Here is a 15,926-nt window from a genome sequence, read left to right on the forward strand (position 1 = left end):
ATAGGAAAAAAATAGAAGTAGGTTAAATATGAGAGACATTGATGAACTTAAGAAAACGCCGGGACTGTCATTGAAAAGTTATTTGATAATGTTCATTGCAAATGTAATTGGATTGTATTTAATTAGCTTTGGATTGGATTTTACCATCAACAAATTAGGTGAGGTTGTGCTTTTCGTATTTTTCATCAGTATTTTCAATGTGGTATTGTGGCCGCTTATAATAAAGGTGTATATGCCGGTTCTGGTATGGACTTTTGGAATAGGGACTCTTATTTTAAATGGGGGGATATTTGCTTTTTTCGGACCGTTATTTGGTTTAAACATTACCGGATGGGGAATAATTCTCGCACCATTAACCATAGCATTAATTACAATCGTCTTATCGTCCCTATTTGGAATTGAAGATGATAGGGCATATTACCAGGCGGTGCTAAGGGAAGCCCAAAGGAAAAGAAAAGGCAATATTAAGGATTATCCCGGATTGATAATTGTGGAAATTGACGGGCTTGCATATGACGTTTTATGTGAAGCTGTCGACAAGGGCATTATGCCGACTGTCAAGTCAATGATGGATGGCAAAACCCATACCCTTAAGAAATGGGAAACCGATTTATCTTCTCAGACAGGAGCCAGCCAAGCTGGGATTCTTCATGGAAACAATGAAGACATCACCGCTTTTAGATGGGTTGAAAAAGAAAATGACAATCAGATGATGCAGTGTTCAGGAGTTACAAAAGTCAAAATAATTGAAGAAAGAGTATCAGATGGAAATGGATTGCTTGTTGAAAATGGGGCTAGCAGATCCAACCTGTTTTCAGGAGATACGGACAACGTAATATTCACCTTCAGCAAAATAACCGATTTGAGAAAACTGTATAACGGCGCATGGTTTTCCGTTTTTTCAAATCCAAGCGAATTCGCACGTATAGTCGTGCTGGTCGTTGAAGACATGGTCCACGAAATACATTCCCAATTGAAACACAGGCTGTTAAACATCCAGCCAAGAATTTCACGTGGAATAAAATATGTTCCGGTAAGGGCAGGTACCAATGTGTTCATGAGGGAAATCAATACCGGAACACTGATTGGAGACATGATGATTGGAGATATTGATGTTGCATATTCCACATATTTGGGTTATGATGAAATCGCCCACCATTCCGGAGTCAGGGACGATGATGCATGGTTCGCCCTTAAAGGAATGGACAGGCAGATAAAACGTTTGCTTGATGGAAACAAATACTCTCCAAGAGAATACCAATTCGTGATACAATCCGATCATGGCCAGACTAACGGTGCAACATTCACACAAAGATACGGCGAGTCATTTGAAGATTTTGTCAAATCCCTGCTTCCACAGGACCTTAGCATGTATGCGAACATGTCTTCAAACGAAGACCATTTTGCGGAAGTATACATTCCATTTTCAGATAAAATCGATAACATTAGAAACAGAAACAAGGAAGATGAGGAAAAGGTGCTGTCAGAGTCCGAAGTCATTGTTCTTGCATCGGGAAATCTTGCATTGATTTACCTAACCCAATGGGACCATAGACTGACATATGAGGAAATCAACAGTTTGTTTCCAGAGCTGATTAATGAAATCGTCAACAATGAATACATAGGATTTATTCTTGTCCGCTCATCCGAAAGGGGTGACATGGTAATTGCTAAAAACGGAACATACTACTTGGATGATGATGAAATAGAAGGAAAAAATCCTCTTGAAGATTTCGGTGACAACATTGTTCACCATTTGAAAAGAAACAGCTCCTTTAAATACACACCGGACATTTTAGTCAACAGCTTTTATGACGCTGAAAATGATGAGGTTTGCGCTTTTGAAGAGTTAGTCGGAAGCCATGGGGGTGTTGGAGGAAGCCAATCAGAACCGTTTATATTATATCCCTCAGATTGGAATGTTCCGGATGAGGAAATTGTAGGTGCCGAAAACATTTACAGGGTGCTGAAGACAAATTTGGAAAATATTAAAGAAAGCTCTAAAATCAATAAGTGATTCAAAAATGTTCCTCATATTGAAACAAAATCCACAAAGGATTTAGATAATTTCGAAGGATTTATGCAAATCAGCATAAAATCGATTAAAATGAATTTCAAGCTTCACAATTCTGATTTTTCGCTATTGATTGGAAATATCAAATAAGATGATGTTGTAAAAGAAATTAGTGGCTCAATCTATATCAATAGACAGCAAAATCTTATTTAATTGGCTATTTTTTTGAGCGTTTTTTTGAAATGGATTTCCTTTATAACAGGTATGTAAATCGTATTAATATTCACGCAATCTATGTGTTGTCTTTTTAATCGTATCTCTGGAGATTCAATAATTGAAATGAACTCTAAATTGTTTATTAAATATTGAAAGCAAGCACTTGCATGCGGGAAAGTATATTAATAAGTTTTGGCATAGCTAAATTTATAAGAGAAGAATAGAAGATATTCCCAAATTATCATAAACTAGGGGGAATAATGGAATAATGTTTAAAAAGCGAAAATTAAACTTAATTTTAATATTAGTATGTATATGTATTTTTATGAGTGTTTCTTGTGTTTTTGCAAGTGAATCTGATAGTGCTGTTAGTGTTGATGGTGCTTCTGATAATTTAGATTATTATTCAATGGTTGTTGATAATAGTAGTTCTGATAATATGGGCTTTATTGCCAATGAAGGGACTTTTGATGATTTGGATCATGATATTCGCAATCTGTATCCTGGAGATACATATAATATAGATAAAGATTATTATTATGATGACGGAGATCTTGTCCAGGCTAAATATGGAATCATTATCAATGTTGATAATGTGGTTATTAACGGTAACGGACATGTAATCGATGGAAAGAATAAAAGTGCATTATTTAGCGTTTATGGAAACAATGTTAAAATTTTCAATTTAACTTTCATGAATTCATATTTCCATAGTCCTAAAGTGACGCAATATGATACATATAGTGTTGAAAGAGGCCGCAGTCCCATACATTGGGAAGGAGATAATGGAATAATTTCAAAGTGTATATTTATGGGAAATTCCGCTTTAGTAAAGGGTGGAGCAGTAACCTGGATGGGAAATAATGGTTTAATCAATAATTCGATTTTTATAAATAACACTGCAGGTATTATTGGCGGCGCAATATATGCGAGTGGTGCAAATAATACGTTTACTAATTGCATATTCTATAATTCCACTTCAAGAATAGGTGGTGAAGCGGTTTATGTTGACAGAAACCATGAAAACTGTAAAATACACGCATTTTTCAATGGTGAAAGCTTATTTTCTGACGGAAGCATTACCAATATTGATGTAGATGATTTAAATTATAGATATGAAATAGTTTTTGCTGGTGAAAAGATAGATCTCATTCCATTATTTTATTCAGCAATAGTAAGTCGTGATGATTGTGTTTTTTTAACTGATGACATAACATATTATGCTCAGTATTATTCCAAAAAATTCATTTTTACATTGGTTAAGGATTTCGGTTATGGTCTTACTTATGAATGGAATTCTCATTTTGATGACATTGAAGATTTGTCTGATTTATATACTGGATTAATTCGTGGAGATTATAAACTGGATGTAACATTCTATAAAGATGTAAGCGTAAACAATGCCGCTGATTATGAGCGTGTAATAGCATTGGATGCTCATGCAATGTTATCTAACCATTCTAAAGAATATTCCATAATACTTGATGATATAAATAGGTTTGATTCAGCAGGAGGATCTTTAGGTGAGGTATTTTTTGTTTTAAATGTGATTTTTGAAAAGCCCATTACTATTAATTCCAAAAGTACATGGAATCCGGCTTTCACCGGATTTAATACAATCAATATTGAGGGTTGCGATTCTACAATCAAAACAGAATCTGGAGATAGGGATGAAAATAAATGGGCTACCATAGCTGAAGGATATATATTTGGTGTTTCTTCGTTAACTGTATCAGGTTTCAATACTGCTATTGAAAATTTAGGAGGCACCTGCATTTTAAATTATGTCCATTTGAATAATAACAGGATGGACTATTTGATTGATAGGGATTGGGGAGCCGCTATTCTCAATGCTGGAATTTGTTATTGTACTGGTTGTACATTCACCAATAACTATTGCAGCAATGGTGGTGCAATTTTCAATCAAGGAGTATTAAATTTGATAAACTGTGAGTTTAGAGGCAATGAGGCATATCGTAATGGGAACAATATTTTAAATGTAGATAAAGGCCTTGTAACTATTGATTATGATGAAATTACCGGTTCTTCTGGATGGGTTACATATATTGAAAGTACTGATGAAATCGCTTCAGGTCTGATTCATATCTTTAGTTATGCTTTTTGTTTCATTGTAGGAACTATTATTGGTGCCGTTACTGCAAATCCTGCAATAGGTTTTTTTGCCGGCGCAGCTATAGGGGCAGTTATTGGAACAATAGCTTCAGTCTATCTTATAAAAACCACTTATGACGTCAATTATAATAGATTCAAAACTTGTTTGCTTCTAATTGGAGGTTGTGCAGTATCAGGTGCACTTGGAGGATGTTTTGGATCATATATTGCCGTATCTGGCGAGGCGGCTGGGGCTGCTGAAGCTAGTGAAATGGGAGGTGCGGTTGATGACTTTTGGTTTGATGCTCAGAGTAGTCTTGATTCTATTGAATCTGATACTGGATCTGATTTAACTTTGAGAATTATTGAAGAGGTATCTGAGGGTGCAGCAAGTATATAGATTCAATCATGTAAAATTTCAATCAAAATTGTAGAAATTTTTAAGTGCATTTTTTAATGCACTTATTTTTTTTAAACGCTTTCTAGAAATTCCAAATCAAGAAAAGCTCTGATTAGTAATAAGGAACATCCTCATATTATAATCATATTGGGCTGTTAGTTTTTAAATCTTCGATCTTATCTTCAATTTCGGATTTAATGCCATTCCAATCAGTATTATTTACATAAGCATTTGCTTTAGACTGTAAATCCCCGGTCATATTTTCTATTGATGAGATGGCATTATCCAAATCGGTATTGTTTGGATAAACATTTTTGTACTGCACTGATTGGGCCATATGCAATGCCATGTCCTTGTCTTTGCAGCAGATTATAATGTTATCATGGGAAGTTTCATTAGCTAACGGAATACAATATAATTTACCTTTATAATTTACTTTAATGATGTCAAACAAGTGGATTTCTAATAATTCATCGCCATTTATTACGTAACATGTGGAACCGTCAATGTTTTGCATTTCCCCATTTTTTATTAATTCATTTAGGGCATTGAAACTTAATCCAGTTAATTTACTTATTCCGCTGCCTTCGTGATCATTGTAAGTAATTAATGCTCCATTTTCCCATTTCCAAATTTTAACGCCTTCAATATTGCCGCAAAATTTAGTTTGATTGGCTGGAACATCTATGCTTGTCCCGTTGGGGGTTATTTCAATTCTTTCATAATTCACGGTGTTTGTAAGCATTACTAAGATGACGCCTGCAATAATTAAAAGTAATATGCCGATTATAATTATCTTTTTGTTGTCCATAGGTTATGCCCTCATTATTTTAATAGATCATAAGTTATTTTTGTTCACGACCACATTAGGCTAATTAATATTATAATCTTTTAAAACCTGATTAAAACAACTATAACTATTAATTGCATAATAAGATTATACTTCATAATTTATAAGATTTTGTAGCATCATTGATAAGTAATTTTATTATATCTGAAACAGATTTAACAAATGTAGTGGAAAATTTAGATACTTTAAGCCTTATTTGTTTGTAATGCAGGAAACTGGATTGTATTTGCTGAAGATAATTTTTATAGACTTATGCAAATACAAAAGGGGATATTCATAAAAAAATGCATGATGGGAAATCACTATTGACTTATTCAAGCTCAACCTGACCAACGGCAATTTAAAAGTATACCTTGACGGTACACTAGTATTCGATGGCTATGTGGGTGATGATTTGTCACGGGTAATCTGAAATCATCGAAAAATATCTGTTATATTTATGCGCAACAAAAGTTGCTTTGGTCTTTTTTTTAAATTCCTTCGTTTTATCATGTGAAACAATTATTTCACTTCTTTAAACCGAGACCGTACTTTAAAAAAATAATTCTTTTAAATTTAATTAATAAAAATTAATAAATTTTTAAAAATTATATGCTATTTTTAACGTAATGTCGATTAGATGATTGAAATTTTAGTACAATAAATAATAATTTTAAAATGTACAATATTTTTTAAATTTTTTAAATTTTTCATTCTTTTATTAATTTTATTTTTATATTTTTTAATTTTTGGAAATTCCCTATGTTTATTTGGTTTTTTTCAGATAATCATTTTACTTTTATCACATCAATTTATAATTTATAATTTTATTTCCAATAATTTTAAATATTTTTTAATAAATTTACTAATTTTATATTATTTGATTATTTTTCATGTTATAAAATTAAATAATATTTAAAAAAAATCATAATACTTAAATATAATATATACAAGAGAATATATCATGTAACCAATTAATGGAAATGATATCATGACTAAAAACGAAAAAGCGTTAAAAGACGATGAAGAATATCTCGAAGGAGAGTTTGATGCTGGTAGGGAAGCATTAACAGCCGAGGAGGTATCTGAAAAATACACCGTTGCAGAATTGAAATACATTTTAAAAGAAAACGGTTTAAAAGTTTCAGGCAAAAAGCAAGAACTCGTTGAAAGAGTTTTACCTATCTTAAATAATGATTCAAGTGAAACCTCTGGTGAAGATGTGGCGGATGATTCCAAAGCAACAGAAAAAGCAAAAACATTTAAAGTTAAAAAAGTAGTTTCAGCAGAAACTGAAGATTATGGTTCTGAAGATGATGAGAGTCTACTTTTCCCAGTAAATGATGAGATGTTAAGTTCTGTACTTAGCATTTATGGGATAAATTATGAGGATCTGCCTATTAAAGACAAAATATTTATGAAAGATAATATCAATTTAAATATTCAAGGCTTTACTCAAAACGGTATAATCATGTCTGATTCTACCATGTCAATTGTGGCAGCTTCAGATTCTTCAAATATTGATTTGAAAATGAATATTCCTGAAGTTTCCTATAGTGACTTTGAAAGTACCATCTTTACATTTAAAGATCTTGATTTATCTATTCTGCCTAGTTCAAGTCCACAGACTCTTGAGTTTTCAGCAATTATGGACAGTTTGGAGATAATAACTGAAACAAATTATGTAAATTTAAAAGGTCTAAATCTGTTTTTCAAATCTTTCGCTGATGAAAGGGGTGTACGTTTAGATATTGATATAAAAAGCTTCATATATCCAGATCTTGATGCAACCATTAAATTTGAAGATCTTGATTTTAATCTGTCAATAGGATTGGACGGACAAAGTCTTGATGTATCAGTGAATTTGCCTAAATTAAATCTCCTAAACAAAAACTATAGGGTGGACTTATCTGATTTAAATCTGAATATCTTGCTACCGGATACAGAAGTATCAAGTCTTGATTTATCCATATTGATGTCAGATTTCCATTACACAAACTTTGATGATGTTGTTATTGATATGGATAATGTAGATGTATCACTTGAACCTATTTCAGATTTGAATAACATTAATGTAATTATTCGTATGGATGGAATGGATGCAATTGGCTTGAATTCTTTCGATGAATTGTTCCCAATGATGAACATCACTAGTGTAACCTTTAAAAACCCTACTGATGATTCTGAATCACTCATTAAGCTGACTGCCCTTATGTCCCTTTTAGATATTTTCAAAAATATGGATTTAATCAGCATTGGCAACCTATTGAGTTCAGGATTTGACCTTGATACTTACACCCGTAATATGTCTGATAAATATAAACGTTCTTCATATGGTGATGTTATTGATATTTCTGGTGCAGAGGCATCAGATTCCGATGATTCAGGCTTTGATTTAGGTGCTGTATTTGCAAACTGTGATTATTCAGGTTTAAGTGCAATTGAGCTTGATTTAACTGGATTGCTTGATTCATTAGATATTGATTTGGCCGAGTTCGGCATTGATGTGTCAGATTATGACTTGTCTTCAATCAGCTTGTCAGACCTTATTGATACATTAAGCAGTTCTGATTTTGTCAAGTCTGCTATTGCGGCTGTGTCAAAATTATTCAGCCTTGACTTTGATGGCTTTGACATGTCCAGTCTTGTAGTTAGTTTTGATGTAGATAACTTTGATCCGTCTGGTCTGTTAGATAGTCTTAATTTATCCGGCTTGGATATTTCCGGCATTATGGATATGTTCAGTAATTTAGATTTAGGTAGCGTATTTAAAAACTGTGATTATTCATGTTTAGGTGCAATTAAGCTTGATTTAACAGGATTACTTGATTCATTAGGTATTGATTTGGCCGAGTTCGGCATTGATGTGTCAGGTTATGACTTGTCTGCAATCAGCTTGGCAGATGTTGTCGGTATCGTAAGTAATCTTGATTTTGACATGTCTACTATTTTATCTATGTTAAAATTATTCGGTCTTAACTTAGATGACATTGACCTTTCTGGCTTAATAGCCAGTTTTGATGTGGAAAACTTTGACATCTCCAGTTTATTGGCCAGTCTTAATTTATCCGACTTGGACATTGCAGGCATTATGGATATGTTAACCAATTCAGATCTTGATCTTGCAGACGTATTTGAAAACTGTGATTATTCATGTTTAGGTGCGATTGTACTTGATTTAACAGGATTACTTGATTCATTAGGCATTGATTTGGCCGATTTAGGCATTGATCTGTCAGATTATGACTTGTCTGCAATCAGCTTGGCAGATGTTATTGGCATCTTGGGCAATCTTGAATTTGACATGTCCACCATTTCAGCTCTGTTAAAATTATTCGGTCTTGATTTAGATGAGCTTAATATTTCTGATTTAGTAGCCAGTTTCGATGCAGAAAACTTTGATTTAGCCAGTTTGTTGGATAGTCTTGATTTATCCAACTTGGACCTTTCCCTTATTGGAGATATGTTCGCCAATTCGAAAATTGATTTCGCTGGAGTATTCGAAAACTGTGATTATTCAAACTTGGATGGACTTGTGCTTAATTTATCCGGATTGATTGATTCATTTGGCATTGATTTGGCTGATTTAGGCATTGATGTGTCAGATTATGATTTATCTGCAATCAGCTTGCCAGATGTCATTGATATCTTAAACAATTCTGATTTCGACATCTCTAAGTTTGACCTGTCCAGCATTGAGTTTGACGGTATTAAACTGTCTGATTTAATAGCCAGTCTTGATGTAGAAAACTTTGATTTAGCAGGCTTCTTAGATAGTCTTAATTTATCCGACTTGGATATTGCCGGCATTATGGATATGTTCACCAATTCCGATCTTGATCTTGCAGGCGTATTTGAAAACTGTGATTATTCATGTTTAGGTGCGATTGTGCTTGATTTATCCGGTTTGATTGATTCATTAGGTATTGATTTGGCTGATTTGGGCATTGATGTGTCAGATTATGACTTGTCTGCAATCAGCTTGTCAGACATTATTGGTATCTTGGGCAATCTTGATCTTGACATGTCCACTGTTTCAGCTCTGTTAAAATTATTCGGTCTTGACTTGGATGACCTTGACCTGTCCGGTCTAATATCCAGTTTTGATGCAGAAAACTTTGACATATCCACTTTATTAGAGAGTCTTAATTTATCTGACTTGGACATTTCCGCTATTTTGGGCATGTTCACTAATTTAGATTTAGCCAGCATATTTGAAAACTGTGATTATTCATGTTTAGGTGCGATTGTGCTTGATTTATCCGGTTTGGTTGATTCATTGGGTATTGATTTGGCTGAGTTCGGCATTGATGTGTCAGATTATGATTTGTCTGCAATCGGCTTGTCAGATGTTATTGGCATCTTAAATAATGCTGATTTTGACATGGAAACTATTATTGCCATGTTAAAGCTATTCGGCCTTGACTTGGATGGAATTGATTTGTCAGGTTTAATAGCCAGTTTCGACTCAGATAACTTTGATTTATCCGCTTTATTGGCTAGCCTTAATTTATCTGACTTGGATATTTCAGGCATTACAGATATGTTCGGCAATATGGATGTTGATTTTGCGGACATATTCGAAAACTGTGATTATTCCTGTTTAAATGCGATTGTGCTTGATTTATCCGGTTTGGTTGATTCATTGGGTATTGATTTGGCTGAGTTCGGCATTGATGTGTCAGATTATGATTTGTCTGCAATCGGCTTGTCAGATGTTATTGATATCTTAACCAATTCTGATTTCATCAACACAGCTATTGCAGTTATCTCAAAAGCATTCAGCCTTGACTTTGATAATTTCGATATGTCTGGTTTAATAGCCAATTTCGATTCAGAAAACTTTGACATGTCAGGTATATTGAATGGTCTTGATTTATCCAGCTTGGGTATTTCCGGAATTTCAGATAACTTCGATATGAATGGATTCGACTTAACAGAAGTCTTGAATGGTCTTGTAAGCATGTTCATTGATAAAACTTTTCCGGATGCCTCACACAATGAATTAATTTGCGAGTCAGATTCATTCAATCTTGAATCCTTAAACAAGTTATTTGATATGTCTTTCATTAATGGACAATTAAAAGTATGTATTGATGATGAGTTGGTATTCGAAGGAGATACAACCGATGATTTAACACAGGAAATATTTGAAATCATTGAAGAATGTCTTGGCGAACATGAAATAACTGTGGAATTCACAGATAGTGAAGGAAAATCCGATAATTATGCAGAAAAAATAGTAGTGGAATAATTTTCACTATTATTCATTATTTTTTTTTTAAAAGAATCAAATTTAAATTTAATTTTTTTTTTAATAGTTAATATCTTTCTAAATTAATCGTAAATGCTGACGATAAAAATTGAGTCCTTATTATAATCAACAATATCATCAATGATTTGAGGTAATAATGCAACAACTTCCAATGCTATAAACAATTTTACATGGATATGCAATTGATGTTAATCAAGAGAGGAGACATTTCAACTGAAAAGATGGAAATATGTCAATTAATTTAACATAACTGTTCAAGAAGTCTCAGGCTGCTTAAAGCCGGAGAAGTTCAAGGGCAGGGGTCTGTAAAATTTAAATAAAACTCATCTCAAATTTAAGTATATGAATGAAAATCTTTATGGAATGTTTGATAAGGTTTTACAATCCGAATTTTCAATTATAGAAGAAGCTTCAAAAAAGACAATTGAGTTAGGAAAAGATGCCAAATATGGAAAAATGGAAACTTACTCGTTATTTGATGGAGTTATCATTGCTTTTATGGACATTAACATTGACAATATTGATAATGTGTTTTTTGAAGATAAACTTCCTTCCCGTTTACTTCAAATCAACCATTGTGCTAAAGGTAGATACTCATATGCAATAGGCGATGATAAGATTGTTTATTTTGGAAAAGGTGATTTGTGCGTTAGCATATATGATTTAACAAAGACAGTTTCCGATTTTCCTTTGGGATATTATGAAGGTTTGGAGATTTTCATTGATGTTGATGTTGCAAATGAGCATATCAAAGAACTTATTCCTGATTTTGATTTAATTGAGCTATATGAAAGTTTAGAAAAATCTAAAGGTTATAAGTTAGTTAGAGCAAATGAAAAAATCGACCATGTAATCGGTGAGTTGTATTGTGTCGATGAGCGAATTAAAGAACCTTATTTCAAATTAAAGTGTTTGGAGTTACTGTTATTTGTCTCTATTGCTAATGAATCAAAAATGGAATCACTTTCCCTTTCCAAAAGACATGTTGATATAGTTGAAAGTGTCAAAGATGATTTGATCAATGATTTGGAAAGCAAGATTACAATTGATGAGCTGGCAGATAGATACGATGTAAGTAAAACCACCTTGAAGAATTGCTTTAAGGAAGTTTATGGAAAACCTATTTTTAAATGGAGAAAAGAGTACAAACTTGATTATGCTTGCCGACTGATTGAAGAAGGCCATCTTTCCATTTCAGAAATCTCTAAAATGGTGGGATATTCTTCACCATCAAAATTTAGCCAGGCATTTAAGGACTATGTCGGCTGCACACCTTCAGAGTATAAAAAATAGTTTTTGTCTTTTTGGTATATTTTTTGTCTTTTTAGTTCAAATAAATATATATACTTATTTTAAAAGAAGTTAATAATGAAAATAAGGTATATTTAATTATTTTTTTACAAAAACTTTTAGGATTATTCTTTTATCTATTTTTAAGATATTTTAAAGAATTGTCCTTTTAGGATTATTTTAAATTTTTAGGTATACCTAAATTAAATTTTAAGGAGTTTATTATGTCAAATACTCAAAGTAAAAATAAATTTATACGATTATTGAATTATTCGGGCAATTATAAGTATTTATCAATCTTAGGTATGATATTATCGGCTTTAAGTGCAATATGCCTATTAATTCCATTTATATACATATGGGATGTTGTCAATGCCCTTCTGGCTGCTGCTCCAAACTTCTCTCAAGCACAGAACTTGGAGACCTATGCATTTAATGCGTTTGCTTTTGCAATTGCGGGAATTGTTTTGAACTTTTTCGGTTTAATGGGCACTCACTTATCTGCATTTAAAAACGAGAAAAACATGAAGGATGCAGCTATCAATCATTTGCTTAAACTGCCTTTGGGGTATTTCTCAAATCATACCAGTGGAGGAATTAGAAAAGTAATTGACTTCAGCACTTCAAAAACTGAAACATTTTTAGCTCATCAATTATTTGATCTGACAGGAGCTATTATAACTCCGATAGCATTTATTATATTGTTATTCAGTTTTGATTGGCTTTTAGGCTTAATATGCTTGATTCCAATTATTTTATGTTTCATATTTATGTATCCTATGTTTTCCGCCGAATCCCAGAATATTATGGTTCAGTATCAAACATATCTCGAAAAGATGAACGGTGAAGCCGTTGAATATGTTAGGGGAATTCCAGTTACAAAGGCATTCCAGCAAAGTGTATATTCATTTAAAAACTTTATCGATGCAATTAGGAATTATGCAAAGTTTTCAGCTAATTACTCATTGTCTACTCAGCTTCCAATGACAGCTTTTACAGTATCCATCAATGGATTTTTTGCGCTTTTGATTCCTGCGGGAATATTGCTTGCAGGGTCTGTAGTTGATAAGAAATTCTTGGCGGATTTCATGTTCTATATAATATTCACACCGATTTGCGCTGTAATGATGAACAAGATTATGACAGTTTCACAAGATTGGATGTTGGCAAGCCATGCTTTGGAAGGCATTGAAGAAATTTTAAATGAAAAGCCTTTAGTCGAAGCAGTCAATCCTCAAAAACCTAAAAATCATTCAATTGAATTTGAAGGAGTCTATTTTGACTATGAAAAGACTAGTGGTGATGAACATATCCTAAATGATGTTAATTTAAAAATCAATGAAAATGAAACTGTTGCATTAGTCGGACCTTCTGGGGGCGGTAAAACAACAATAGCATCATTAATTCCAAGATTCTGGGACGTTGATGAAGGTTCTATTAAAGTCGGCGAAGTAGATGTAAGGGATATATCAACAAAAGATTTGATGGAAAATATTTCATTCGTATTCCAAAATACAACCTTATTCAAAGATTCAATTTACAATAATGTGGCTATTGGCCGTAAAGGAGCCTCAAGAGAAGATGTTAAAAAAGCATTAAGTTTAGCTCAATGTGATGATATCATTGAGGAATTGCCGGATGGAATCGATACTGTGATTGGAACTGAAGGAACCTATCTTTCAGGAGGTCAACAACAAAGGATTGCTCTTGCAAGAGCAATACTTAAAGATGCTCCAATTATCATTTTAGACGAAGCTACTGCATTAGCCGATCCAGAAAACGAATACATGATTCAAAAGGCAATTTCTCAAATCACTATGGACAAAACAGTAATCATGATTGCACATAGATTGTCCACTGTTAAAAATGTAGATAGAATCTATGTAGTTGAAAATGGACGAATTGTAGAAGAGGGCAATCACAGCAGTCTTGTTGAAGATGAAGGCCTTTATTCAAGAATGTGGGATGAATTTAACCAGTCAATTCAATGGAAAGTAAAAAGTGAGGTGGCATAAATGATATCTGAATATTTTGTTGAAAGATTCGGACTTACAAAAGAAGGTTCGGATAATCTGATTAAGGGAATCATCTACACAGCACTTTTAAACATTGCATTCATGTTACCGGTTGGTTTATATGCATTACTACTTTACATGTGGGTAGAACCATTAACCGGTGGAGAAATCATTGAACCAAACCTTGGAATGTTTATCGTATTGATATTGATTGTTTTAGGAATTATCTTTGCATTGGCATGGAAACAATATCACTTCGTATTCAATACAACCTACACAGAAAGTGAAAACAGAAGGATTAATCTTGGTGAAAACTTAAGAAAACTTCCGTTATCATTCTTTGAAAACAGGGACTTGGCGGATTTAACTGCAACAATCATGAATGACTGTACAGACTTGGAACATGTTTTCTCACATGCAATTCCACAATTGCTCGGTTCAATTATTTCATTAGTTCTTGTTGCAATAGGACTGCTAACCTTTGATTGGAGGCTAGCCATTGCACTATTATGGCCTGTTCCGGTAGCATTTGCAATATTGTATGCTTCAAAGATTCTCATCTATAAAGGTGGAAGAATTGTCATGGAAGACCTGCTTGATTGTGGAGATACAATGCAGGAATGCATAGAATCTGTCAGGGATTTGAAATCATACAACTATCAGGATGAATACTATGGAAAAATTTCCAGTTTAACTTCCAAAATTGAAAAGTCAAGAATCAAAGCAGAACTGATGGCATCTGCTGGAGTAATTACCGGCAAAGTAGTTTTAAATCTAGGAATAGTTTCAGTGATTCTTTTAGGGTCATACTTGATTATGAATTCACAGGTGTCACTATTTACACTTTTGATATTCCTGATAGCTTCTGCTACAATCTATGCTCCTGTTGAGAATGGATTGATGTTTTTATCTGAAATATTGATGATGGATATAAAAATTGACAGGACCAAGGAAATAGAATCATTAGTTGTTGAAGAAGGATTGACAGAATATTCCTTGAACGGCTATGATATTGAATTTAAGAATGTCGATTTCAATTATGATGATTTGAAAAATGTTTTAACTGATATTAATTTCACAGCAAAACAAGGTGAAGTCACTGCACTTGTAGGACCTTCAGGAGGTGGAAAATCAACAGTTTCCAAACTTGCTGCAAGATTCTGGGATCCTGTTTCAGGTGAAGTAATTTTGGGAGGTCAGGATTTATCAAAACTCGATAGTGAGAAACTTTTAGAAAACTTTTCAATAGTTTTCCAGGATGTAATATTGTTTAATACTTCAATTTTGGAAAATATTCGAGTCGGTAAGAAAGATGCAACTGATGAAGAGGTAATTGAAGCAGCAAAGCTTGCAGAATGTGATGAATTTGTCTCAAAACTTCCAGATGGATACGATACTGTCATCGGTGAAAATGGTGAGCTATTGTCTGGCGGTCAAAGGCAAAGAATTTCAATTGCAAGGGCAATGCTTAAAGATGCCAATGTAATTCTTTTGGATGAAGCAACATCATTTTTGGATGTTGAAAACGAATCCAAAATTCAAAAGGCATTATCTGAGCTAATAAGAAACAAAACTGTCATAATTATTGCTCATAGGATGCGTACAATAGCTAATGCCGATAAGATTGTTGTTCTCGATGAAGGTAGAATCGTTGAGCAAGGTTCACCTGATGAGTTGATAGCTCAAAATGGACTATTTAAGAAAATGGTTGATTTACAAAATTTAAGCGGGGAATGGGTAATCTAATTCCCTTTTAAAAATTATAGGAGAAAAAA

Annotated in this window: 7 protein-coding genes; 6 read left to right on the forward strand and 1 reads right to left on the reverse strand. The window is 33.2% G+C overall.

Going from position 1 to position 15,926, the window contains the following annotated elements; translation table 11 throughout:
* The first annotated feature begins 28 nt into the window (after positions 1-28).
* Positions 29-2,017: a phage holin family protein gene (locus TL18_RS03685; protein WP_067041494.1), complete on the forward strand. Its 1,989-nt coding sequence runs from the start codon at positions 29-31 to the stop codon at positions 2,015-2,017.
* Positions 2,018-2,555: 538 nt separating this feature from the next.
* Positions 2,556-4,742: a hypothetical protein gene (locus tag TL18_RS03690; RefSeq protein WP_067041496.1), complete on the forward strand. Its 2,187-nt coding sequence runs from the start codon at positions 2,556-2,558 to the stop codon at positions 4,740-4,742.
* Between the two features lie 142 nt (positions 4,743-4,884).
* On the opposite strand, the gene TL18_RS03695 is transcribed toward TL18_RS03690, so the two are convergent.
* Positions 4,885-5,553, reverse strand: a complete 669-nt coding sequence (locus TL18_RS03695; RefSeq protein ID WP_067041500.1) for a hypothetical protein — start codon at positions 5,551-5,553, stop codon at positions 4,885-4,887.
* 1,009 nt (positions 5,554-6,562) lie between these two features.
* Here TL18_RS03695 and TL18_RS03700 point away from each other — a divergent pair.
* The 4 genes from TL18_RS03700 to TL18_RS03715 all read left to right on the forward strand — a co-directional run bounded on the left by TL18_RS03700 (position 6,563) and on the right by TL18_RS03715 (position 15,897).
* Positions 6,563-10,825, forward strand: a complete 4,263-nt coding sequence (locus TL18_RS03700; RefSeq protein ID WP_067041503.1) for an SAP domain-containing protein — start codon at positions 6,563-6,565, stop codon at positions 10,823-10,825.
* Between the two features lie 363 nt (positions 10,826-11,188).
* Positions 11,189-12,139, forward strand: coding sequence for an AraC family transcriptional regulator (locus TL18_RS03705; protein ID WP_067041506.1), 951 nt, complete (start codon positions 11,189-11,191; stop codon positions 12,137-12,139).
* A gap of 221 nt (positions 12,140-12,360) precedes the next feature.
* Entirely contained in the window at positions 12,361-14,151 is a 1,791-nt protein-coding gene (locus TL18_RS03710; RefSeq protein ID WP_067041509.1) for an ABC transporter ATP-binding protein, read from the forward strand.
* Positions 14,152-15,897: an ABC transporter ATP-binding protein gene (locus TL18_RS03715; protein WP_067041512.1), complete on the forward strand. Its 1,746-nt coding sequence runs from the start codon at positions 14,152-14,154 to the stop codon at positions 15,895-15,897.
* Positions 15,898-15,926 lie beyond the last annotated feature (29 nt).

This window comes from Methanobrevibacter sp. YE315 (assembly GCF_001548675.1).
Taxonomy (GTDB): domain Archaea; phylum Methanobacteriota; class Methanobacteria; order Methanobacteriales; family Methanobacteriaceae; genus Methanocatella.